Annotated in this window: 15 protein-coding genes; 7 read left to right on the top strand and 8 right to left on the bottom strand. The window is 53.3% G+C overall.

Annotated features, from left to right (window positions below):
• Positions 1 to 214 precede the first annotated feature (214 nt).
• Positions 215 to 1,588, bottom strand: a complete 1,374-nt coding sequence (locus JT719_RS00795; RefSeq protein WP_341350724.1) for a PhoH family protein — start codon at positions 1,586 to 1,588, stop codon at positions 215 to 217.
• A gap of 156 nt (positions 1,589 to 1,744) precedes the next feature.
• Between JT719_RS00795 and JT719_RS00800 the strand changes: the two genes are divergently transcribed.
• Together JT719_RS00800 and JT719_RS00805 are read left to right on the top strand one after the other, a co-directional pair.
• Entirely contained in the window at positions 1,745 to 2,245 is a 501-nt protein-coding gene (locus tag JT719_RS00800) for a toxin-antitoxin system YwqK family antitoxin (RefSeq protein WP_207430139.1), read from the top strand.
• A gap of 64 nt (positions 2,246 to 2,309) precedes the next feature.
• Complete coding sequence (locus JT719_RS00805; protein ID WP_207430141.1) at positions 2,310 to 2,795, top strand: toxin-antitoxin system YwqK family antitoxin; 486 nt, start codon at positions 2,310 to 2,312, stop codon at positions 2,793 to 2,795.
• Positions 2,796 to 2,917: 122 nt separating this feature from the next.
• Here the strand turns inward: JT719_RS00805 and JT719_RS00810 are convergent, their stop codons facing one another.
• A complete protein-coding gene (locus JT719_RS00810) occupies positions 2,918 to 4,204 on the bottom strand; it encodes a citrate synthase (RefSeq protein ID WP_207430143.1) in 1,287 nt (428 codons plus the stop codon).
• Between the two features lie 551 nt (positions 4,205 to 4,755).
• On the opposite strand from JT719_RS00810, the gene JT719_RS00815 reads away from it, so the two are divergent.
• The 5 genes from JT719_RS00815 to JT719_RS00835 all read left to right on the top strand — a co-directional run bounded on the left by JT719_RS00815 (position 4,756) and on the right by JT719_RS00835 (position 16,362).
• Positions 4,756 to 6,408 (top strand): NADP-dependent glyceraldehyde-3-phosphate dehydrogenase, encoded by a 1,653-nt coding sequence (locus tag JT719_RS00815; RefSeq protein ID WP_207430145.1) that lies wholly within the window; start codon positions 4,756 to 4,758, stop codon positions 6,406 to 6,408.
• 488 nt (positions 6,409 to 6,896) lie between these two features.
• The gene (gene glgX / locus JT719_RS00820) at positions 6,897 to 9,047 is read left to right on the top strand and encodes a glycogen debranching protein GlgX (RefSeq protein WP_207430147.1); all 2,151 of its coding nucleotides are present in this window, start codon (positions 6,897 to 6,899) and stop codon (positions 9,045 to 9,047) included.
• A complete protein-coding gene (gene treZ / locus JT719_RS00825; protein WP_207430149.1) occupies positions 9,044 to 10,882 on the top strand; it encodes a malto-oligosyltrehalose trehalohydrolase in 1,839 nt (612 codons plus the stop codon). Before glgX ends, treZ begins: the two co-directional genes overlap by 4 nt.
• Before the next feature lie 618 nt (positions 10,883 to 11,500).
• Positions 11,501 to 15,733: a malto-oligosyltrehalose synthase gene (gene treY, locus JT719_RS00830; protein WP_207430150.1), complete on the top strand. Its 4,233-nt coding sequence runs from the start codon at positions 11,501 to 11,503 to the stop codon at positions 15,731 to 15,733.
• Between the two features lie 92 nt (positions 15,734 to 15,825).
• The gene (locus JT719_RS00835) at positions 15,826 to 16,362 is read left to right on the top strand and encodes a DUF2911 domain-containing protein (protein ID WP_207430152.1); all 537 of its coding nucleotides are present in this window, start codon (positions 15,826 to 15,828) and stop codon (positions 16,360 to 16,362) included.
• A 95-nt stretch (positions 16,363 to 16,457) separates the two neighbouring features.
• Here the strand turns inward: JT719_RS00835 and JT719_RS00840 are convergent, their stop codons facing one another.
• The 6 genes from JT719_RS00840 to JT719_RS00865 all read right to left on the bottom strand — a co-directional run bounded on the left by JT719_RS00840 (position 16,458) and on the right by JT719_RS00865 (position 23,579).
• Positions 16,458 to 17,309, bottom strand: coding sequence for an SDR family oxidoreductase (locus JT719_RS00840; protein ID WP_207430155.1), 852 nt, complete (start codon positions 17,307 to 17,309; stop codon positions 16,458 to 16,460).
• A gap of 239 nt (positions 17,310 to 17,548) precedes the next feature.
• Positions 17,549 to 17,776: a hypothetical protein gene (locus JT719_RS00845; RefSeq protein ID WP_207430157.1), complete on the bottom strand. Its 228-nt coding sequence runs from the start codon at positions 17,774 to 17,776 to the stop codon at positions 17,549 to 17,551.
• Positions 17,777 to 17,947: 171 nt separating this feature from the next.
• The gene (locus JT719_RS00850; RefSeq protein ID WP_207430159.1) at positions 17,948 to 18,715 is read right to left on the bottom strand and encodes an MBL fold metallo-hydrolase; all 768 of its coding nucleotides are present in this window, start codon (positions 18,713 to 18,715) and stop codon (positions 17,948 to 17,950) included.
• A 75-nt stretch (positions 18,716 to 18,790) separates the two neighbouring features.
• Positions 18,791 to 19,678, bottom strand: a complete 888-nt coding sequence (locus JT719_RS00855; RefSeq protein WP_207430161.1) for a helix-turn-helix domain-containing protein — start codon at positions 19,676 to 19,678, stop codon at positions 18,791 to 18,793.
• A 274-nt stretch (positions 19,679 to 19,952) separates the two neighbouring features.
• Positions 19,953 to 22,226 carry a TonB-dependent receptor gene (locus JT719_RS00860; RefSeq protein ID WP_207430163.1) on the bottom strand — a complete coding sequence of 758 codons (2,274 nt, stop codon included), beginning with the start codon at positions 22,224 to 22,226 and terminating at the stop codon, positions 19,953 to 19,955.
• Between the two features lie 12 nt (positions 22,227 to 22,238).
• Positions 22,239 to 23,579, bottom strand: a complete 1,341-nt coding sequence (locus tag JT719_RS00865) for a tetratricopeptide repeat protein (protein ID WP_207430165.1) — start codon at positions 23,577 to 23,579, stop codon at positions 22,239 to 22,241.
• Positions 23,580 to 23,637 lie beyond the last annotated feature (58 nt).

Below are 23,637 nucleotides of genomic sequence, written 5' to 3' on the forward strand. Positions count from 1 at the left end.
TTGATGCATTAGTTAGCCCCAGCCTTTTTTGTGAGAGGCATAGCCAAAATATTTGGTCTGGTGAAAACACCTGACACTATGTATTTACAGCATGTTTTACTCTGAAACTGCTAAAAATAGATAAAACACTAAGCGCCCGTTTTGAAGCTGTTTTGTAGAAACAGCCTCAAAACGGGCGCTTTTATTGTAAGCCAACAATAAACAATCAGCAATTTTAAAGAAGCTGGTTTGCCAGGTTGGCTAGTTCAGAGCGTTCGCCTTTCTGCAGGGTCACGTGGGCATACAAGGGGTGGTTTTTTACCTTGTCAATAAGGTAAGAAAGGCCGTTGCTTTGGGTATCCAGGTAGGGGGTGTCTATCTGGTAAATATCGCCGGTGAAGATGATTTTGGTGTTTTCGCCCGCCCTTGAAATGATGGTTTTTATCTCGTGCGGCGTCAGGTTCTGGGCCTCGTCTACGATGAAGATGATGTTAGACAAGCTGCGTCCCCGGATGTAGGCCAGGGGAGTGATTACTAATCTATCATCTTCTACCATTTCCTTGATCCGGTTGCTTTCGCGGCTGTGCTCGGGGAACTGGTTCTGGATGAATTTCAGGTTATCCCACAACGGCTCCATGTAAGGCCCAATCTTAGAATTTACGTCACCAGGCAGGAAGCCCAGATCGCGGTTGCTCAGGGGCACGATGGGCCGGGCCAGGTAAATCTGCCGGTACACCTCGCGCTGCTCCAAAGCTCCGGCCAAGGCCAGCAAGGTTTTGCCGGTCCCCGCCACGCCTTGGATGGAAACCAGTTTGATATCGGGGTGCAAAATGGCATGCAGGGCAAACGTCTGCTCGGCGTTGCGGGGCTTGATGCCTACCGCGTGCGGCTTGTCTACCCGCTCCAGAATACGGTCCTGCGGATTATAATAGGCTAAGGCAGAGGATTTATTGCTGCGCAGGATAAAGTAATGGTTGTCTGACGGCGGATTGGAGAGCGCTTCTTCTACCGGGCATTCGCCTTCGTCGTACAGCTTGGTGATCACCGCTTGGGGAATGTCTTCTACCAGGTCATTGCCACGGTACAGGTTGGTCACGTTCTGGATCTTGCCGGTCTCGTAATCCTCCGCCGAGAGGTTCAGCGCCCGGGCTTTCAGCCGAAGGTTGATGTCTTTGGTGACCAGCGTTACCTTGTGGTCGGGCATCTCGTGCTGCAGGGCCAGGGTGGCGTTCAGGATCTTGTGGTCGGCTTTGTCTTCGTTGAAGATTTTTTCGGCATCAATGGGCGTTCCGTTGCCCATCAGCACCTTGAAACGGCCTTTGTTGCTGCCCTTCAACGGAATCCAGGTTTGCAGCATGTGCTCAGAAGACAAGTTGTCTATGTACCGGATGAACTCACGGGCCTCAAAGTTCTTGATGTCGTTGCCCTTCTTGAAGTTGTCCAGCTCCTCCAGTACGGTAATGGGAATGGCCACGTCATGTTCCCCAAAATGCTCTACGGCGCTGTGGTCATAGAGAATGACAGAGGTATCCAGCACAAAGGCTTTCTTTACTTTAGGCGCTTCAGCTACCGCTTTGGCTGCCCGCTTGCGGGTTGGGGTTTTCAGCACAGGAAAAAGGGTTGAGAGTGAATAGAAAGCCGCGCGCAAAGACCACGCACCGGTGTACCTAATATGGGGAATATTTCGTTCTGAAATAGAAAATTAAGACGAATATTTTTCACCCCAAACTAACCTATCATTCATCCATTTAAATGAGGCAATACCATGGATAAGGCATATACCTCCTCCAAAAAGCTGCAGAGAACGGGAGCCGCTTTCCTGCTGCTTTCCTTTCTGATGCTGAGCCAACCCAGCAATGCCTGGCCCTGGCAGTGGAACCGCTACGATAAAAAAGAACTCAGAAACGGCCGCTGGCGCGTGTTCCATGACGCCGACATGAAAGTGGTGCATTACCAGGGCCGCTACAAGCACGGGAAGGAGCGAGGCATCTGGAAAACCTACACCCCAGATGGCAAACTGTACTTCAGGGAGCGGATCAGGCCTTTGAAAAAGGACATCAAAACGGTGTATTACCACCCCAACGGAAAAGTATCGCACAAAGGATTGGCGTACCTGCGCGATGCCGAGAACGGGGGCGTGAAATACTTCTGGGACGGTGACTGGGAATACTTTGACCAGGAAGGGAAACCGCTGGGCGTGAAGACCTTTGTGAAGGGAGACCCGGTAACCAATACCCCGGTGCTAAGCAGCAACAGAAAAAAATAAGCCAAGCCCATTTGGTTTGATGGCAATTCCTTATAATTAGCCCATAAACAGAAACTCCTTGCTTATGGGTAGAAAAGAATTGCTCTCTTTACTGATAGCTTTATGGTTTGTGGCTCCGCACCAGAGTGGTGGGGCTGTCTGGCCCTGGAAGTGGAACCAGGTAGACAAAGACGGAAACCGAAAGGGAAGGTGGCGCGCTTACTATGACCATAAACCCGGCCAGCTAATGTACACAGGCCGGTTCAAAAAAGGCAAGGAAACCGGTACCTGGAAGACCTACTCTGAAAACGGTAAGCTGGAGCGCCTGGAAAAGTATGAACCCAGGCTCAACCGCATCAAAACCACCTTTTACCACCCCAACGGCAAGGTCTCGCACCAGGGCATGGCTTATCTGTTCCAGGAGAAGAACCTGTTGATGTACAAGTGGCACGGCGACTGGCACTACTATGACTCAACTGGCGTGTGGCGCGGATGGAAATCCTTCAGCCGGGGTTTGTCCATGTCACCGGAGCCTATAAAAACCAACCGAGCCCCTGAAGGCAAGAAGTAGTTTTCAGCAAGCGGGAGCGTTTCTGTATCTGCCCTATTTACAGGAAAGTAAGGGTAAATCAGAAAAAAGCGAAGGTCAGGCTTTTCAACCTGACCTTCGCTTTTGCTTTTATGACTTGTTTCCTAGCGCTCGTTGATAGGAGTGTAGTCGCGGGTGGTTTCGCCGGTGTAGATTTGGCGCGGACGACCGATTGGCTCTTTCTGCTCGCGCATCTCTTTCCACTGGGCAATCCAGCCGGGCAGACGACCCAGGGCGAACATCACAGTGAACATCTCGGTTGGGATACCGATGGCACGGTAGATGATACCAGAGTAGAAGTCTACGTTAGGGTACAGCTTGCGCTCCACAAAGTAAGGATCTGTGAGGGCGGCTTGCTCCAGTTCTTTGGCAATGTTCAATACCGGATCGTTGATGCCCAGGGCACCCAACACGTCATCGGCGGTTTTCTTGATGATGGTAGCTCGTGGGTCAAAGTTTTTGTACACGCGGTGCCCGAAGCCCATCAGACGGAACGGATCGTTCTTGTCTTTCGCTTTCTCAATGTATTTTTTAGAGTCACCACCATCGGCTTTAATGGCTTCCAGCATCTCAATCACCGCCTGGTTAGCGCCACCGTGCAGAGGTCCCCACAAGGCGTTGATACCCGCAGAAACGGAAGAATACAAGCTGGCGTGCGAAGAACCTACCAGACGCACGGTAGAGGTAGAGCAGTTTTGCTCATGGTCGGCGTGCAGGATCAGGAGTTTGTTCAGGGCATCTACTACCACCGGGTTCACCTGGTACTTTTCAGTAGGGTAGGCGAACATCATGTACAGGAAGTTAGAGCAATAGTCTAAGCTGTTGTCTGGGTAGTTTTTAGGGTGACCCTGGGAGTTCTTGTGCGCCCAGGCCGCAATGGTAGACAGTTTAGAGATCAGACGGATAATGGTCAGATCAACTTCCTCCTTGGTAGGGTTAGGGTGCAGAGAGTCTGGGTAGAACGCTGTCAGGGAGCTTACCAGGGAAGAAAGAATTCCCATGGGGTGCGCCGCAGAAGGGAAACCATCCAGGATCTTGCGCATGTCTTCATTTACCAGCGAGTGCATTTTGATCTGGTAGCTGAAGTTGTCTAACTCGGCCTGGCTAGGCAGGTGGCCGTAGATCAGAAGAAAGGCTACTTCAATGAAGTTTGATCTTTCCGCTAATTGCTCAATAGGATATCCGCGGTAGCGCAAAATCCCTTGCTCCCCGTCAAGGTACGTGATGGCGCTGGTGGTAGCACCGGTGTTTTTGTACCCGGAGTCTAAGGTGATGTAACCGGTTTGTGCGCGTAAAGCATTAATATCAATGGCTTTCTCGTTCTCAGAACCCGTTACTACCGGGAGCTGGAGCGATTTGCCTTCCAGAGTTAGTTCAGCAAAATCAGACATATTGTTCTTTAAGTGTGTTTATGGGTTGTAGCGCCTCGCGGCGAAGTTAGCCAAAAGAGCTATAATATTAAAAGTGTTAGGCAGACATACTGAATGGCCCTGGCGCCTGCTGTTGCACAGCATTTGCCCAAAAGTTGCACAATACGTTCCGCTGGCTTTGAGGAGTGCCATCACTGAGAGGCAATTTGTACCTGTTGCATGAACGCCTCCTGAATAAATACTAACTCTCCTGCCGCTAAATTGGTTGTTAATATAGACAGGCTATCTTTTCTGTACCAACAATTTTTTTCCTTTTTTTCCGCCCGTGTTTCCTATCGGCTTACTATCAGGTAGTTTCCTTTCTGGTTTTGCAATTCTGATAAACAAACATCTGTTAGTAGAATAATGTTTGAAAATTTCACAATAAAAGTATTTTTAAAAGTTATTGTTTAAAATAATAGTTGTTTAAATGAAATTTTACTAATTGAAGAAAAAGTATTTTGAGAGTTTGATAATAATCTTTAAGATTGGTGAACTCCATGTAGTTAAGTTCATTATTCATATAGAGATTTATGGAAGTAAAAGATCAAAAGGCACCGGTGACCACCGAAATTTTGCGCACCATATTCCCAACCCAGGAACAGATTCCGGCAGAAGTTGCCTTGCCCGGAGCGGTGCACCAGCGGGAATACCTTTCCAATGGGTTCCTGAAGGAGTGGTCCGGCGCCTCGCATGAGGTGTACTCACCGGTGGCCGTGGCCCAGCCAGACGGCACTTACCATCGCCAACTCATCGGGACGTACCCGGTGTGTACCGAGAAAGAAGCGCTGGAAGCCCTGGAGGCCGCCGTTGCTGCCTATGATAACGGGCGCGGAGCCTGGCCCACCATGGGCGTGGACGGCCGCATCCGATGCGTGGAGCAGTTCACCCAGAAGATGATCGCCCAGAAAGACCTGGTGGTGAAACTCATCATGTGGGAAATAGGCAAATCCTGGGCCGACTCGGTGAAGGAGTTTGACCGCACCGTGGAGTACATTTACGCCACCATTGACGCCCTTAAGAACCTGGACCGCCAGAGTTCCCGCTTTGAGATTGAGCAGGGCATCGTGGCGCAGGTTCGGCGTTCGCCGCTGGGCGTGGTGCTCTGCATGGGTCCCTTCAACTACCCGCTGAACGAGACCTTCACCACGCTCATCCCGGCGCTCATCATGGGCAACACCATCCTGTTCAAGCCGCCTAAGCACGGTACTCTTCTGTTCTACCCCTTGCTGGAGGCTTTCCGCGATTCCTTCCCCGAAGGGGTGGTGAACACTATTTACGGCCGGGGCCACGCCATTGTGCCGGCCTTGATGAAATCCGGGCAAGTGAACGTGCTCACCCTCATCGGGTCCAGCAAGGTGGCCGACGAGCTGAAGAAGCTGCACCCCAAGGTGAACCGTTTGCGTGCCATTCTAGGATTAGACGCCAAAAACGCCGCCATCATCACCCAGAACGCCGACCTGAAACTCTCGGTAGAGGAGACGGTGTTAGGTGCCTTGTCTTTTAACGGACAGCGCTGCACGGCGCTCAAGATCATCTTCGTGCACCGCAGCAAAGTAGACGCCTTCCTGGAGAATTTAACGGAGGCAGTGGGCAAACTGAAATTCGGGATGCCGTGGGAGAAAGGCGTGTCTTTGACCCCGCTGCCCGAGCCGCACAAACCGGCCTACCTGAAAGAGTGCATTGACGATGCCCTGGCTCACGGCGCGCAGGTGGTGAACCCCGGAGGCGGAACCGCTTTTGAATCATTTGTGTACCCGGCTGTGCTTTACCCTGTGAACGAGAAAATGAAGCTGTACCGCGAGGAGCAGTTCGGGCCCATCATCCCGGTGGTGGCGTATGATGACCTGGAGGAGCCTATCCAATATTTAATAGAGTCTACCCACGGGCAGCAGGTGAGCATCTTCAGCCAGGATGCCGCCGAGGTGGCATCGCTCATTGATCCGTTGGTGAACCAGGTGAGCCGCGTGAACATCAACTGCCAGTGCCAGCGCGGGCCAGACGTGTTCCCGTTCACCGGTCGTAAAGACAGCGCCGAAGGAACCCTCTCGGTAGTGGATGCCCTGCGTTCGTTCTCTATCCGCTCGCTGGTAGCCACCAAGATGAACGAGAACAACAAGCAGCTCCTGAACCAGATTGTCTCAGAGGGGCAGTCAAACTTCCTGAGCACCAAATTCATTTTCTAGAAGAGTCTTTTTTATGCCAATACAAAGCCGCCTGGGTGAATGCCCGGGCGGCTTTTTTCTTTCTTAGCAGGTAAGGTTTACTAACATGATCATCTTTCCATAATACCTTCTGGGGCGACCTGTTTTCAGTCCGGTTTAGGGAAACCCCGTTCAAACTCTTTACCTGTTTTTGTCTCTTCTTAAGGAAAATACCCCATAAACGCCGGTCTATCCGGCTGTCTTTCCTGTATTTTTTAGTTGACAGAACCCTGGTATCCGGAAAAGGCCAACTACCGGTTTTCTCTTTGAATGCTTCTATATTCCGGTGAAAAGGAGGAAAATGCACCTCTCAGATAAACTTATGTAACCGCTCCTCCCTAAAATTCGTCCTAGCCAATATTTCTTTTCCAAGGAGTCTATCACAAAATCTAGACCTCTGTACAATTTCACCGTATAGGGGACGCACGCAAACAACAGAAACTATTTAGCTAGACGCTCTACTGAAACAAATGACTACTACAGTAATTACCTATCCGGGCAGTCCTTTCCCTTTGGGTGCCACCTGGGATGGCAATGGGGTGAATTTCGCCCTGTTTGCCGATAATGCGACCAAAGTGGAGTTATGCCTCTTTTCCCAAGCCACCGATGAAGTTGAAACGGCCCGCATTGAAATGACCGAACGGTCTTACCAGGTGTGGCACACCTACGTGCCTGAACTGGAGCCCGGCCAATTGTATGGTTATCGGGTGTATGGGCCTTATGAACCAGAGAACGGCCATCGGTACAACCACAACAAGTTATTGATTGATCCTTACGCCAAGGCCATCTCGGGTACCATTAAATGGCATGAGTCCCTGTTCGGGTACCAGTTTGGCCACGAAGACGGCGACCTTAGCTTCTCTGAGATGGACAGTGCCCCGTTCATCCCTAAATCGGTGGTGATTGATCCTACTTTTGACTGGGAAGGAGACAAGGCCCCTAAAATCCCTTACCATAAGTCCATCATCTACGAGGCGCACGTGAAAGGCTTTACCATGCTTCACCCGGATATTCCCGAAGAAATCAGGGGAACCTATGCCGGTATTGCGCACCCTACCACCATTCAGTACCTGAAAGACCTGGGCATTACCGCCATTGAGTTGCTGCCAGTGCATCATTTCATTACAGACTGGTACCTGCAGGACAAAGGCCTCACCAATTACTGGGGCTACAATTCCATCGGGTTCTTTGCCCCGGATGTGCGCTACTCCAGCACCGGCGTGTTGGGCGAGCAGGTCACTGAGTTCAAGAACATGGTGAAGCAACTGCACAAAGCCGGTATTGAGGTGATCCTGGACGTAGTGTACAACCACACCGGCGAAGGAAACGAAAAAGGCCCGACCTTGTCTTTCAAAGGAGTAGACAACGCCTCTTACTACCGCCTGGTAGAAGATGACAAGCGCTACTACATGGACTATACCGGCACGGGAAATACCCTGAACGCCAACCTGCCCAGCGTGCTCCGCCTCATCATGGACAGCCTCCGCTACTGGATTCTGGAGATGCACGTAGACGGTTTCCGGTTCGATCTGGCCTCGGCCCTGGCCCGCGAGTTGCACGCCGTAGACCGGTTGAGTTCTTTCTTTGACATCATCCACCAGGACCCTATCATCTCCCAGGTGAAACTCATTGCCGAGCCCTGGGATGTGGGAGAGGGCGGCTACCAGGTGGGGAACTTCCCTCCGGGCTGGACCGAGTGGAACGGAAAGTACCGCGACTGCATGCGTGATTTCTGGCGCGGGGAGGACAGCATGCTTGCAGAGTTTGCCAACCGCTTCACTGGTTCCTCAGACCTGTATTTTGATGACTTCCGCCGCCCTACGGCCAGTATCAACTTCATTACCGCCCATGACGGCTTCACCCTGCATGACCTGGTTTCCTACAACGAGAAGCACAACGAGGCCAACGGCGAGGACAACAAAGACGGCGATGACCACAACCGTTCCTGGAACTGCGGAGCTGAAGGCCCCACTGATGACCAGTGGATCATTGACTTGCGTAACCGCCAGAAACGCAACTTCCTGGCAACCTTATTCCTGTCGCAGGGCGTACCGATGATGGTGGCCGGCGATGAAATGAGCCGCACCCAAAATGGAAACAACAACGCCTACTGCCAGGACAACGAGATTTCCTGGATCAACTGGCCGGGCGCTGACCAGGGCCTGATGGAGTTCACCAAACGATTGGTGCACTTCCGCAGAAACCACCCGGTATTCCGCCGCCGCCGCTGGTTCCAGGGCCAGCCCATCAAAGGGCACGGACTGGAAGACATCCAGTGGTTCCTGCCAGACGGCACTGAAATGGAATACGAACACTGGGAGCAGGACCACGCCAAATCACTGGCCATCTTCCTGAACGGGCGTGGGGTACATTCCCGCGGTCCGCAGGGTGAAGTGGTACTGGATGATTCGTTCTACGTGATCTTCAACGCCTACCATGATTCCCTCATCTTCAACGCTCCGCCCGCCAAGTACGGGGAGGAGTGGCAGGTAGTGGTAGATACCTTCCGTGATTTGGTGGAGCCTGAAAACCCTACCAAGTACAAACCCGGTGAATCCTTCCACGTGGAGGGTCGCTCCGTTTTAGTATTGAAGAACCCTATTTTTCATAATCCCGAATGAATAAAATAGACGTCAGCAAAAGAACCCTGGGCGTTACCTTTAACACCCAAGGGCTCGCCGAAATACTGGTGTGGGCACCCAAAGCCGAGCAGGTGGAGATCTGCCTGAACAACGGAAACACCATCATTCCGCTGCGCAAAGGCGAATTTGGCTACTGGCACGAAACCACCGACCAGGTGGAGCCCGGCGACACCTATAAATTCAGGATAGACGAAGACCAGGAATACCCAGACCCGGCCTCTTTGTCCCAACCCGAAAGCGTGCACGGTCCGTCCCAGGCCATTGATGTAGACAAATTCAAGTGGACGGATGACCACTGGAAGAACCTGCCCCTGGAAGAGTACGTCATGTACGAACTGCACACGGGCACCTTCTCGCCAGACGGCACCTTTGCCGGTCTGGAGCAGAAGCTGGACTACCTCAAAGAACTGGGCGTGAACGCCATTGAGATCATGCCGGTGGCGCAGTTCCCCGGAGACCGTAACTGGGGCTATGACGGGGTTTTCCCGTATGCGGCGCAAAACACCTACGGCGGTCCTAAGGGCTTGCAGCACCTGGTAGACGTTTGCCACCAGAAAGGCTTTGGCGTGGTGCTGGACGTGGTGTACAACCACATGGGCCCCGAGGGCAATTACCTTGGTGTCTACGGCCACTACTTCACTGACAAATACAACACCCCGTGGGGACCGGCCCTCAACTTTGACGATGTCTGGTGCGATGGCGTACGCCGCTACTTCACGGAGAACCTCTTGATGTGGTTCCGGGACTTCCACATTGATGCCGTACGCATGGATGCCGTGCATGCCATCAAAGACTTCAGCCCCAACCACATTCTGCGGGAGATGAAGCAGCACGTCAACCAACTCATGGAGGAAACCGGCCGCAACCATTACATGATCGTGGAACTGGACCTCAACGACACCCGCTTCATCAATCCGCTGGAACAACAAGGCTACGGCATGGACGCCCAGTGGATTGACGAGTTCCACCACGCCCTGCGCGTGACCATCACCGGTGAGCAGACCGGCTATTACTCAGACTTCTCGGGCATCAGCCACCTGGCCAAAGCCTACCAGGACGCCTACGTTTTTGACGGCCAGTTCTCAGAACACCGCAAAAAGGTCTTCGGGATCAAGGCCGAGAATAACCCCGGCAAGCAGTTCGTGGTGTTCACCCAGAACCACGACCACGTGGGCAACCGCATGATGGGCGAGCGACTGGGGGCTTTAGTGAGCTTTGAAATGCAGAAACTAGCCGCCGGAGCTGTGCTCCTGAGCCCGTACCTGCCTATGCTCTGGATGGGCGAGGAGTACGCCGAACCCAACCCGTTCCAGTACTTCGTGAGCCACACCGATCCGGACCTGGCCGAAGCCGTGCGCAAGGGCCGCAAAGCAGAGTTCGCCGCTTTCCACGCGGAAGGCGAAGCCCCGGACCCCATGGCCGAGACGACGTTCAACAACTCCAAGCTGCAATGGGACCTGGTACAGCAGGAGCCACACCAGACCCTGTTCCGCTACTACCAGACCCTCCTGCGCCTGCGTCGCGAACTGCCCGCCCTCAAAAACCTGGACCGCAAAGCCGTGCAAGCCGAGGCCAACGAATCCCAGAAAACCCTGATCCTCCAGCGCGGTCAAGGAAACCAGCAGGTTATCGCCTTGATGAACTTCTCCCAGCAGCCACAGAAAGTGACCCTACCCATAGGAGCCAAAAACCTGCAACTGGTGCTGGACTCCGCCTCCCCGGAATGGAAAGGCCCGCAAGCCGCTGAAACATCGGTAGCCGGTGGAGCAGAAGTGACCCTGCAGCCGGAGAGTATTGTAGTGTACCAAGCATAAATCATTTCAGGCATGTTTTCTTTGAAACAGGCCTGAAATAAAACCTACTTCAAGTTTGAGCGCAGCGGTAACTTGGAGTACAAATGACCGCCAGTTTGTAACTGGCGAAACACGTGACCAGGTATTGCACCAGGCCAGTTACAAACTGGCATCATAGGCAGCCACAAGTTACCGCTGCGCTCAAACTTGCGGCATGTCTGTGTATACCGGGCATAAAGTTGTTTCCAGCCTGATTTCTCAAAAACAGGCTAGAAATGAATCCAAAAACAAAGGAATGTAGAGACAAGGCATTGCCTTGTCTCCACGTTTGCAACGGTATCTTCCAGGTGGTAATGCCCACCGCTGGCGCGAGCTTCCAGCTCGTGCCTTCTCAAGGTGAATTAACCTTTACTGCAATGCCGGTTCAGGAATGCGTGCGGACACGAGCTGGAAGCTCGCGCCAGCGAAAGGAGTTTCTAAAAGAATAAATAATCACCTTTATAGTACCACGTTTTCTGCCGGTTTTCCGTAGAAACGGCCTAAAACACAACCTGTACGCTTCACTCATTGATATAAGAAGAACAAGAGGAAACAACTACAACCCTATTCCTATACCACCTCTACAAACAACATAAAACTATGCATAACCCTGTCGCGACGTATCGCTTGCAGTTTCATAAGGAGTTTACCTTTCAGGACTTTGAGCGCATTATACCATATCTGCAGAAACTGGGGGTAAGCACCATCTATGCTTCGCCCATTTTTGAGGCTACTCCGGGTAGTACCCACGGGTATGATGGGGTGAATCCGCACCGTATCAACCCTGAGATTGGGACCGAGGAAGAGCTGAAAACGCTGGCCGGGGCCTTGAAAGAGCAAGGGGTGAGCTGGCTGCAGGACATCGTGCCCAACCACATGGCCTTCCATCCCAACAATCCCTGGCTCATGGATGTGCTGGAGAAAGGCCCTTTAAGCCAGTACCATAAATTCTTTGACATCGGCTGGACCAGCTCAGTGTACAACGGGCGCGTGATGGTACCGTTCCTGGGCGGCAAGCTGGAAGAAGTGATCCAGAACGGTGAGCTGAAAGTAGCCTTTGACGAGGAGCAGCAGCGGCTGGTGTTCAAATACTATGACAGCGCCTATCCGCTGAACCTGAAATCCTATGAGACCATCCTGCGCGGAGAAGGCGAGCCCAACCAGGCCATCTCGCAGTTGCTGGACAAACTGGAGCAGATTCACCAGACCGAAGAGCCGGTTAGCCTGGCCTTGAAGTGGGAGGAGTTCCGTCAGCAATTGGTGTCTCTGATGAAGAACGACGTGGTGCAGGCATCGGTAGAGGCAAGCCTGCAGGCCATCAATGAGAAACCGGAGCGCGTGCAGCAGTTGGCCGAAGAGCAGGTGTACCAGCTGTGCCACTGGCAGGAAACCGATTACCAAATCAACTTCCGGCGGTTCTTTACGGTGAACGGGCTCATCTGCCTCAACATCCAGGACCCCGACGTCTTCACTACCTACCACCAGTACATCAAGCAACTGCAGGACGAGGGCGTTTTCCAGGGGCTGCGCATTGACCACGTAGACGGCTTGTATGACCCCACCGGGTACCTGCAGCAATTGCGCGAACTGGCCGGCGAGGAAACCTATATTGCCGTGGAGAAGATCCTGGAGCCCGGCGAACCCATGCCCAAGCAGTGGCCCATCCAGGGGAACACCGGCTATGATTTCCTGTCGTTTGTGAACAACCTGTTCACCTACAAACCCGGCCAGGAAGCCTTTGACCACCTGTACCACCAATTGGTGGGCGAGGGAGCCGAGGTGCAGGAGCAGATCCATGAGAAGAAAGCCTACATCCTGAACGAGAACATGCGCGGCGAGCGCGAGAACCTGTACAGGTACTTCTTGGAGCAGCGCCTGGTAGACGAAGAGGTTTTGAGCAGCGTAGAGCCGGAAACCCTTAAAAGCGCCATTGGGGAGTTCCTGATCCAGTGCCCGGTGTACCGCTACTACGGAAACCAGATGCCGCTGGACGGCGAAGAGGCCGAGGCGGTACAGCTGATTTTTAACCGCATCAGGGAAAGTAAGCCGGAAATGGTAGGGGCCGTGGAGCTGTTGGAAAGAGCTTTGCTGGGCGCCGCCCCCGAGGGCGAAGACGACACCTACCTGGAACGGGCGCAGAAATTTTACCAGCGCCTGATGCAGTTCAGTGGACCGCTCATGGCCAAGGGGGTGGAAGACACCATCATGTACACCTTCAACCGCTTCATCGGGCACAATGAGGTGGGAGATTCGCCGGAGGCTTTCGGTACCAGCCCTGAGGAGTTCCACCAGATCATGCAGGACCGCCAGGCCAACTGGCCGCTGTCTATGAACGGAACCTCTACCCATGACACCAAGCGCGGCGAAGACGTGCGGGCCCGCCTGAATGTGCTCACCGAACTGGCCGAGGACTGGACCACCGCCGTGCAGGAGTGGCGTGAACTCAACGCCGACCTAAAGAAGAACGATGCGCCTACGGTAAACGACGAATACCTCATCTACCAGACCCTGCTGGGCGCGTACCCTATGCCGGGCCAGGACGAAGATGACTTTGAGAACCGCGTGCAGGAGTACTTGCAGAAAGCGCTGCGCGAAGCCAAGATCAACTCCAACTGGACCACCCCTAACGAAGAATACGAAGCCGCAACCAAGGCTTTCGCCGTGAAGCTGCTGGACAAGAGCCGTCCGTTTTGGGCCAGTTTTGAGAAATTCAGAACTAAAACCACCGACTTCGGCATTGTGAACTCGCTGAGCCAGGTGCTGCTCAAGTTCACCGCGCCGGGCATTCCGGATGTGTACCAAGGCACCGAACTGTGGGACTTCAGTCTGGTAGACCCAGATAACCGCCGTCCGGTAGACTACGAGAAGCGTCAGGCCTGGCTAGAAGACCTGGACAGCACCGATCTTCGTCGCCTGGAAGCTCTTTGGGAAGACCTGTGGGAGAACCGCTATGATGCCCGCATCAAGCTTTGGCTTACCCGTACGCTCTTCACTGAGCGCAAGAACAACGCTGATCTTTTCGCCAAGGGCAAATACCTGCCGCTGGCCATAGAGGGCGAACACAAAGACCACGTGCTGGCCTTCGCGCGGCAGCACCTGCGCACCTGGTACGTAGTGGCGGTGCCGTTGCACCTGGCAGCCCTAGCCAAGAAACAAGGCGTAGAAACCCTGCAGGACATTGACTGGAAAGACACCAAGGTGATTATTCCGGAAGATGCGCCCAAAGACTGGCAGGACACCTTCATCAAAAACGACGGCAACTACGCGCATGAACTGAGCGTGGCCGATCTGTTCGGGATTTTCCCGCTGGCCTTATTAAAACTTCAGGCGCAGAACGAGCGCGGCGCGGGTATCCTGTTGCACATCACCTCGTTGCCCTCGGCGTTCGGGATTGGCGACATGGGACCGGAGGCGCGTAAATTCGCTGATTTCCTGCAGGCCAGCAACCAGAAATATTGGCAGCTGTTGCCGCTCAACCCCATTGAGGCGGGGCAGGGCTACTCGCCGTACAGTTCCATCTCCAGCCGGGCGGGTAATCCATTGCTCATCAGTCCGGTGCTGCTGGCCAAAGAAGGCTTGCTGAACGAGGCAGACCTGAGCCAACATCATCTGCCGCAAACCGGCAACGTGGACTATGTGCAGGCTCAGCGCGTGAAAGATGAATTGCTGGAGCAAGCCTGGCAGACCTTCAAGTCCGGCGATTTCCCAACGCTGCAGCAGCAGTTCATTGACTATTGCGGCACCGAGGCAAGCTGGCTCCATGACTTCGCGTTGTATGTGCTCCTGAAAGAGCAGAACGGCGGCAGCGCCTGGTTCCAGTGGGCCGAGGAATACAAGCAACGCGACCCTGCGGCCTTGGAGAAACTGGCCCAAGACAACGCCGATGCGGTAGACAAGATCAAGTGGGTGCAGTTCATCTTCAACAAACAGTGGAAACGCCTGCGCACGTACTGCAACAACCGCGGCATCCAGATGTTTGGCGACATGCCGTTCTACATCAGCTATGACAGCGTAGACGTGTGGGGCAACCGCGAGATCTTCGCCATTGATGAGGAAGGCCAGATGACGGGCGTGGCGGGTGTACCACCCGATGATTTCTCAGAAGATGGGCAGCTCTGGGGCATGCCGGTGTTCAAGTGGGATGTGCTTAAAGAGCAGGACTACAGCTGGTGGATCGGGCGTTTGCGCAAGAACATGGAGCTGTTTGACCTGGTGCGTCTGGATCACTTCCGGGCCTTCGCCGATTTCTGGGAAGTACCCGCCGGCGAAACCACGGCCAAGCAAGGCGAGTGGAAACTGGGACCGGGCGCCGATTTCTTCACCTTTGTGCAGAAGGAGCTGGGCAGCCTGCCGTTCATTGCCGAGGACCTGGGCGAGATCAATGATCTGGTGCTGAAACTGCGCGATGATTTCAACCTGCCGGGAATGAAGATCCTGCAGTTTGCGTGGGGCGATGAGATGCCGCAGAACGCCTATATGCCGCACAACTACGCCCGTAACTTCATCGCCTACACTGGTACCCACGACAATAACACCACCCTGGGTTGGTACCGCAACGAAGGCAAGGAGTACCACCAGCAGATTGAGCACTACGTGGGCCGCGAACTGAGCGAAGACGATATTTGGTGGGTTTTCGCCCGCCTGGCCTACGCCTCCGTAGCTAAAACGGCCATTCTGCCGCTGCAAGACGTGCTGGGCATTGACGAACTGGGCCGCATGAACACCCCCGGCAAAGGCGAAGGCAACTGGGGCTGGCGCTTGATGCCCGGTCAGATCAACAAGCAAACCGAGGATCAGTTGCGGGAATGGACGAAGTTGTATAACCGGGATTAAGCTTTTGATTAGTCTATAAAAAGTAAAGCCATGGGAGCGATGCTTCCATGGCTTTTTATATATTTAACACTATAAACAAATCAGAACTTCATATGAACACTCCTAAAAACAACTTCTTACTGGTAGCAGTGCTTTTCCTGCTCACCCTCACCACTTCAGTCTTCGCGCAAGATGCTCCTAAACCGAAAGCTAGCCCGGCGCAAACGGCAACAGGAAAAGTAGGGGCCGCTAACATTTCTATTGCTTACAGCAGCCCATCAGTGAAAGGCCGTACCATTTGGGGTGGTCTGGTGCCGTATGGCAAAGCCTGGAGAGCAGGAGCCAACGAGGCTACTACCTTCACCACCGACAAAGACATTACCGTAGAGGGCAAAACCCTGAAGGCGGGCAAGTACAGCGTGTTCATGGTGCCTGGTGAGGCACAATGGCAAATCATCTTCAACTCACAGACCGGCCAGTGGGGCACCAACCGCGAGGGAGCCAACTTTGATCCGGCTAACAACGTGCTTACCGTGAACGTGAAGCCTAAGAAATCTGCCCAGATGAATGAAAGCCTGAAGTACGCCATCAACAACAAAGGTTTCTCGCTGCTGTGGGAGAACCTGGAAGTGCCGGTAGCTATCAAGTAGCCAGACTCTATCTTACACAGAAAAGCCTGCCCTAGATAATTGGGGCAGGCTTTTCTGTTTTAGGGCAATTCTCGGGAAAGGAAGCTTGAAACAGATTAAGCTCCCTGTAGGGCCTGCGACACCGCCTTGGAAAGGGGAGTGGTTGGCCGGCCTATTAAGCCAGAGAGTTGGTGGCTGTCATCGAATAAGTCGCCGGAAGAAGCAGACACATCCCAGCCGGCAATGGCGTGGGCGAAGCCTTCTGGTACTCCGAAACTGGCCAGTGCCGCGGCGTAATCTGCTTCCGGTAAGTTTTTGTAGGGAATGTCTTTGCCGGTCTGGCGGGAGATTTCGGCGGCCAGGTCCTGTAAGGTAAACGCTTCATCACCGGCCAGTTCGTAGACCTTGCCTTCGTGCCCGCTGGAGGTCAATACGGCCACGGCGGCTTCGGCGTAGTCTTCGCGGGTAGCGCCTGAGATTTTGCCTTCACCGGCACTGCCAATGAATGCACCTCCGGCCAAAGCTCCGCCAATAGAACCGGTGTAGTTCTCGGTGTACCAGCCGTTTCGCAGCAGGGTGTACGGGATGCCCGAGTCCTTTAGGGCAGCCTCGGTGGCCAGGTGCTCCTCGGCCAGACTAAGCGAGGAGGTATCGGCGTGCAGCAGGCTGGTGTACACAATGTGTTTAACGCCCGCTTTTTTAGCGGCGGCGATCACGTTCTGGTGCTGGGTAGCGCGTTGGCCTACCTCGCTGGACGAGATGAGCAGCAGTGTGTCAATGCCGGGCAGAGCGGCCTCCAGGGTTTCTGGTTTGCTGTAATCGGCTTCCCGGGTTTCCACGCCCAGGTCAGACGCTTTCTGCGTATTGCGTACCAGCGCCACAATGTTGTGCTCTGTTCCTTTGGCTTTGAGTTTGCTTACCACAATGCGGCCCAGTTGGCCGGTAGCGGCTGAGATTCCTATGTTCATGCTGTGGTTCTTTAGTGTTTTAGGGTCGTTTTAGGATTTTGAGGCTGAAAACAATTTCTTTTCCGCGGTAAGGTAGAGTTTTTACGGATGAACCGCTCACCCGTACTGGTTTCACTCAGGAAAGCGGATACATTCAAACAAAGAGGCGCTAAAAAGAAAGTACCTAACTCACCGGCAGGGCAACGGTTGCTCCTGGGGTCAATTAGGTACTTCAAATAGTAGCCATTTACTAAAGCGGCTTATCTGTTCTCAGGCTCATTGGTGCGGCTTTTCAGATCATCCTCGTCCTGGCGGGATAGGAAGCCCTCATGCCCGGTGTTGCCCGATGAACCCGCATCGTAAGTAGACGTGGAGGCGCTGTTTCTCAGTTCTTCAGAATCTGGTTGGTACGTGGCATGCGGATCTGCCTCGCTTTTCTTGCCGGTGGTTGGGTTGGGGTCCTGGTTATTTTTATTTTCCTGTTCCATGGTTCAAGTCGGTTTATTATGTGTTTTCCTGAAAGGATTCTCTTTCTACGGCAGAGAAAGCCAGTAGTTAGGATTGCACGAAACCAACCGATCCAGCAAAAAGAAGAGGCCGGCGGAAGCGCCCTTGTGCGTGCTCCTGCCAGCCTCTTCTTTACTTGTGATTACCTATTCCTACAAAACGATTGTCTCGCCGTCCTGAGGAATGACAAGTTGCTCCCTGCTGATATTCTTTTCATCCGCCGCTTGCCTCAAGCTTGCCCGGGTGGTAAGGCAGTGGTCCAGGGCATCCATGTGTACCGCAATGACTTTGGCATTCCCGCTCTGGTGTATCAAGGCAATGGTTTGCGCTTCATCCATCAATATGGGGGTGGCTTCAAATCCCGGGAAAGCCGCGCCGCCCGAGTTGGTCACAATCACATCGGGCTGAAAGCGCTGGATGGTTTGCTCAATTTCTTCGGTCCAGATGCAGTCGCCTACAAGGTACACGGTGGGTTGGTTTTCAGCCTGTAATACAAAGCCGGAGACGGTTCCCATTCGCTTCAGGATCTCACCGCTGCCGTGTTGGCCACCCGTTCTGTGAATGGTAATGTTGAGCCAAACCGTGGAATCCTGTACCGTTTCGGTATTGGTGAAATGGGCATTCTGGAAGTAGGCTTCGTCTGCCGGTTGTTGGAACAGTTTGATGGATTTATCTAACACCTCACTAGCCACCGGATCAAAATGGTCTGGGTGGGTATGCGTGACCAACACCGCTTCAATGCCTTGGGTTAGGTCTTCTACTGCCATGGGTAACTCCACAGTGGGGTTTCTCTCTTTCCCCACGAACGGGTCCATCGCTCCCTTGGGCATAAACATAGGGTCTACTAATAGCCGATGGCCGGCATAATTCAAAACCAGGGTAGCGTTTCTGACTAACTGTATGGTGGCGTTTGTTTCCATTTGTTTCTTATGGTGCAATGTTGAACATCGGGCACAAAAGTAGAAGCAGGGGCGCAGCAGTTAGCTACCAAAAGGTCAGGAACTGCTACCATTTTGATAAGCATGGAGAAACTCAGTGGTAGTGAGGCCGGTCTGGGATTTGAAAAACCGCACGAGGTGGTTGGCCTCTGAAAAATGAAGCCTGTCTGCTATCTCCTGAACGGTAAGGTTTTCATGGATGAGGTAATTCTTGACTTCAAAAACCAACCGCTGTTTAAGCAAATGCGTGGCCGTGACATTGAATTGCGCCTGCACCGCTTTGTTCAAAGTAACCCTGCTGATGCCCAACAGGGTGGCATACTCGTTGATCCGCTGCTTTTCCTTTACGTGCTGTTCTATCAGTTTCTTGAACTGGTAGGCATAGTTGTTTTCGGGTTTTTCCAGGGGCAGCTGGTTCTGGGTGGCATACCTCCGGTTGAGTTTCAGGAGCAGGTAATACAACAGGGACCGGACTATGTGCTCACTGTCTAATTTAGGATGTACCAGTTCTGCTTTGATCTCGGTCAGCTTTTCGCAGAGACTATCCATTTCCTCGCTTTGCACCGCCAGGTTCAGCGGATAATCCAGTTGGTAGAAGTAAAGCAAACGGTAGGTGAATAATTTGTCGGCGAAGAAGTCATTCAGGAAATCTTCCTGGAAGATCAGAAGCGTGTACTCCAAAGGATCAGCCTCCAGTTTCCACTGTCTTTTCTGAAAAGGAGATAGAAACAGGATGGTGTTATCCGTTACCTGAATTTTCCTTTGGTTTAAGACCAGGGATCCGCTCGCCTTTTTGAAAAAGTAGATTTCAAAGGAGTCAGTGGTATACACGCTGGTATCCTGGTCCTTGAAGCCCGGGTGAATTGCCAGCAGCTCCTGCCCAGTTACCACATTGAGCAGTAACTCAACTCCGCACTCCGTTTTATTGAATCTGATGTTTTTCAAGCCAGCTTCAGGTTGAAACCTTTGGATGATGCCCCAAAGCTAGCAGGTTTTAGCGCTTCCTCAGCTAAGCTTGTTTGTTTTTAGAAGCCGCCACTGTCTTTCTAAAAAGATTCAAGTTAAGGATTAACCTTTTTCCAAAGCTTTGTCAACAGCATTTTAAGAGTTTATGTTGGGTTGAGCTGTTGAAGTAGAGAGGCGTTGACCTGAAACCAGGAAGAATGCGTTTCAGAGCCATTTACGGGAAAATGGCTCTGAAACGTGTAAGTTGTTATGGCTATTGACCGAAGGTGTACGCCAATCCAAACTTGACGAAGAAAGGCGTACCAGGCGTGAAATGGATCTCAGAAACGGGGTCTACTTCATGGGCTAACCTGGACTCGGTTTCAAACTGGGCTTCTTTCCAGTTGCTGTTGAGCAGGTTTTCGCCACTGAGTTTAAACTCTAGGTTTTTGTGGGTATAGCTTACCACGGCATCCAGCAGGAAGTACCCGTCTGCCGTGAGGCTGTAGTCTTCATTGGCGGCGCGGTCAGCCAGGAAACGGTAGCGCAGGCTTCCCCGCAGGCCTTTGCCGCCCTGGTAGCTCAGGCCGCCGGTGCTGGTGAACGTGGGCGCCAGGGGAATGTAGTTCTGGCCGCTTTCTTCTTCCCGGGCGCGGGGCCGGGCCAAGTTCACATCGGTATCCAGGTACAGGGAGTTAGACAACTGCCCCCGGACTGAGACATCTACCCCCACCCGGCGCGATTTGCCCGAGGGTTCCACCACGCCTTCGTCGCCCACGTACACCAATTCCTGATCCAGGTCCAGATACCAGAAGGCCGTATTCACCAGCCAGCGGTTGCCGGGTTTAAAGGTAAAGCCCATGTCAGTGCCCCGTGCTACGGGCAGTGCTTCCCGGCCGGTAGTCCCCGCCGAGACGCGGGTATCATTGGAGTGGTAGCCCAGTCCGGAGTTCAGATATACCTGCAACACAGGCGACAGGGCGTAAGAAAAATTCAGCTTGGGGCTCAGGCGGGTCTGCGCATTTCTCTGCCGGATAACGGAACCTTCCCCGGCTAAGGCATTGTGGTAGGTGAAGAACAGGCGATCGGCGCGCAGGGCGGCGTTCACGGTAAAGCGGGAGGACAGCTCCCAGGTTTCGTCCAGGTAGGCAAAAGCGTTCAGCTCGTCTATGTTGCCTAACTGCACCTGCGTTAAGGTGGTACTCCGGTTTTTGGTGCGCGAGAGCTCCGAATCATGGATGTCATCATAACGGAATCCGAGGCCTATTTTGTGGCGCAGCGGCAAACCAAGAAACGTTTGGTTCTGCTCATAGCTGCCCTGGTAGCCGTAGATCTGGCGGTTTTCTTTTTGCCGGATCTGGTCGCCGTTCGCCGGGTCATTCAGGAAAAAGGTGAAGTTGGAGTACAGCTCAAAGCTATAATCTACGGCGTAGGCCTGGTTCCGGAAAATGGCCCCGTTTTCAAAAGTTTTGTCCAGACTGACGTTGGCGCTGTAGCGCGAGGTGTAGCCGCCTTCGGTGTCATCAATGGCCCCGAACCGGCTGATGCTGCCATCGGATACGGCTCTTTCGGGAATCTGGCCGGAGGCATCCCAGTTGCTCCGGAACGCCGCCACCGAGGCTTGTAGAATTGTATTGTTCCCGAAAAGGCCTTGGTAGCGGCCCATTGCGTTGAACCGGTTCAGCCCCTGCGGCGATTCAAAATAGCCGTTGCTGAAAAGGTACTCCGTTGCCAGGTAGGCGTTCTGCTGCCTGCTGCGGGCGTTTTGTCCCAAGAGGTTCACCATGCCTACGGCACGGTATGTATCAAACCGTCCGGCTTCCAGTTTTAGCAGGTTTTTGTCCAGCGCGGTCTTCGTCTTAAAATCGGCGTAGCCGGCCGTGGCAAAGTTTCCCCGTTCCGCCTTATAAGGTCCTTTCCCTAAATCTACGGTTTCAATGGTCTCGGGAATGAGGAAATGCAGATCAGAATACCCCTGACCGTGCGCGTGCGAGACCATGTTTACCGGAACCCCGTCGGCGGTTAAGCTGATGTCGGTGCCGTGGTCTATGTCAAAGCCGCGCAGGAAAATCTGTTCAGCCTTGCCGCCGCCCGCGTGCTGCGCAATCACCAGCCCCGGAATCATGCGCAGCATCTCCTGGGCATTATGGATGGGCCTCAACTGGGCATCTACGGCGCTGATCAGGTGCAGCGGGTTCTCCCTGCGTGCCGTCACCGACACTTCCTGCAGTTCCAGGTTACTGGTCTCCAGGTGCGAGGTCAATGTAGCCGGAATGCCCTTGCTCACCGATACGGTTTTCACCTCCTGCAGAAAGCCCAGGTAAGAAACTCTTAACTCATACTGGCCTTCTTTCAGGTTGTGAAAGGCGTACTTCCCAAACCGGTCAGTAATGGAGATTTTCTCCAGAAGAGGGATGGAAACCACCGCTCCCTCCAAGGGCGTGTTGGTGCCTTGGCTGTACACCACCCCCTTGATGGACACCTCATGGCCGTGCGCCACCTCTACCAGATGCAGGCAAAGCAGCAGGAGCAACCAAAGCTTTTTCATAGGAACGGGTTCTTATATTTTGGAGATAGAAGAACCTAAGAGACTTTTTCCTTCAAAGCTAAGGGAGGTGTTCTGATATGGGTTAATGGTGAATGATTTCTTAATCAGATTCTGACCATCGGCCAGTTTCCCTAAGCGGTAATCAATCAGACCACGCAGGCAAAGCAGATCAGCGTCCTGGCTGTTGGTGCGGCTAGCTTTCTGGATGTGGGCGGCGGCTTTTTGGTAGTTCTGCTGGTGGTAATAGATGTTAGCCAGGGTTTTGTTCACGTCAATATTATCGGGCCGCCGCTCATATTCTTTCAGGGCGTACTTGAGAGCTCTGGGATAGTCCTTCTTCAGTTCCAGATGTATGTTGGCGAGTTCCAGGTCCATGATGTGCCCGGCATCCTGGTCTTCTTCCATGCCTTCCAGTAAGTCTTCCAGGGCTGCTTCTGCTTTTGCGTTTTGGCCCTGTTTCTGGTAAATCCGCACCAATTCTTCCTGGAAGGACAACTCCGGCATAGTGTTGGCGGCTTGCGTGAACAGGTTTTGGGCCTCTTTTACCTGATTTTTCTTTAAAGCCAAGCGGCCCATGCCACCTACCGCAAAGGCATACTGCCTGTACTCCGTTAAGGCTTGTTGATAGTAGTAGGCAGCCTTTGTTAAATCTCCGGTCTTTTCATACAGAGAACCCAGGGTCACCTGGCTCCAGGCGGTTTGCTCCAGGCCGGGGAATCCTGCTTTCACGGCCGCGTGCATGGCTTCTATGGCCCCGGGTAAATCACCGTGTATTTCGCGCAGGTACGAAATACGGGAATAAGATTTCAGATCGGGGCGCAGGGCGGTCATCTGGTCGGCCATGGCAATGGCTTCCTCGTACTGGCCCAGTTCCACGTACGCATCGCAGAGCACCCCGTACACCGCCGCTCCCCGGTTGTTAATGGCCAGAGCAGCCTGGCCGGTTTCCAAAGCTTTGTCAAACTGATGCAGGGAGAGCTGAATAGAAGCTTTGGCCACGGTGGTTTCATAGAGCAGAACCTGGTCTTCTGGTTCCTCGTCCAAGATCTCGTCTACTAATTGAAGGGCGGCCGGAAAATAATAGGGGTGGTCCCCGGTCACGCGGGCTTCCTGCATGTAGGCCAGTGCCATGAACAGTTTGCTCCTAAGGTCATCGGGGTTTTCGCGCAGTTTTCTCTGCAAGCCATGGATGGCCGCTTTGGTGTTTAGCCACTCACTGGAGGTGGAAATAGGCCCATGACGTTCCTTGAGCGGCGGAAATGCTTCCGGCGTTCCTTTTTGTACATGGAAAAAACCATACGCTCCCAGAAATGATGCCGCCAGGACAAAAGTGTATAGGTAAATTTTTTTCATGGTCTTGATGGTTGAGGGTGAAACTGAAGGGAAAAGGGCCGGCAACCGTGCTGCCGGC

It is taken from the genome of Sabulibacter ruber (genome assembly GCF_017355955.1).
Classification (GTDB): Bacteria; Bacteroidota; Bacteroidia; order Cytophagales; family Hymenobacteraceae; genus Nibribacter; species Nibribacter ruber_A.

Bases quoted from the DNA above. Each gene is read 5' to 3' on its own strand.
- JT719_RS00865 (WP_207430165.1), bottom strand. From the start codon at position 23,579: ATGAAAAAAATTTACCTATACACTTTTGTCCTGGCGGCATCATTTCTG.
- JT719_RS00810 (WP_207430143.1), bottom strand. From the start codon at position 4,204: ATGTCTGATTTTGCTGAACTAACTCTGGAAGGCAAATCGCTCCAGCTC.
- JT719_RS00860 (WP_207430163.1), bottom strand. From the start codon at position 22,226: ATGAAAAAGCTTTGGTTGCTCCTGCTGCTTTGCCTGCATCTGGTAGAG.
- JT719_RS00835 (WP_207430152.1), top strand. From the start codon at position 15,826: ATGAACACTCCTAAAAACAACTTCTTACTGGTAGCAGTGCTTTTCCTG.
- JT719_RS00800 (WP_207430139.1), top strand. From the start codon at position 1,745: ATGGATAAGGCATATACCTCCTCCAAAAAGCTGCAGAGAACGGGAGCC.
- treY (WP_207430150.1), top strand. From the start codon at position 11,501: ATGCATAACCCTGTCGCGACGTATCGCTTGCAGTTTCATAAGGAGTTT.
- JT719_RS00850 (WP_207430159.1), bottom strand. From the start codon at position 18,715: ATGGAAACAAACGCCACCATACAGTTAGTCAGAAACGCTACCCTGGTT.
- JT719_RS00805 (WP_207430141.1), top strand. From the start codon at position 2,310: ATGGGTAGAAAAGAATTGCTCTCTTTACTGATAGCTTTATGGTTTGTG.
- treZ (WP_207430149.1), top strand. From the start codon at position 9,044: ATGAATAAAATAGACGTCAGCAAAAGAACCCTGGGCGTTACCTTTAAC.
- JT719_RS00840 (WP_207430155.1), bottom strand. From the start codon at position 17,309: ATGAACATAGGAATCTCAGCCGCTACCGGCCAACTGGGCCGCATTGTG.
- JT719_RS00845 (WP_207430157.1), bottom strand. From the start codon at position 17,776: ATGGAACAGGAAAATAAAAATAACCAGGACCCCAACCCAACCACCGGC.
- glgX (WP_207430147.1), top strand. From the start codon at position 6,897: ATGACTACTACAGTAATTACCTATCCGGGCAGTCCTTTCCCTTTGGGT.
- JT719_RS00815 (WP_207430145.1), top strand. From the start codon at position 4,756: ATGGAAGTAAAAGATCAAAAGGCACCGGTGACCACCGAAATTTTGCGC.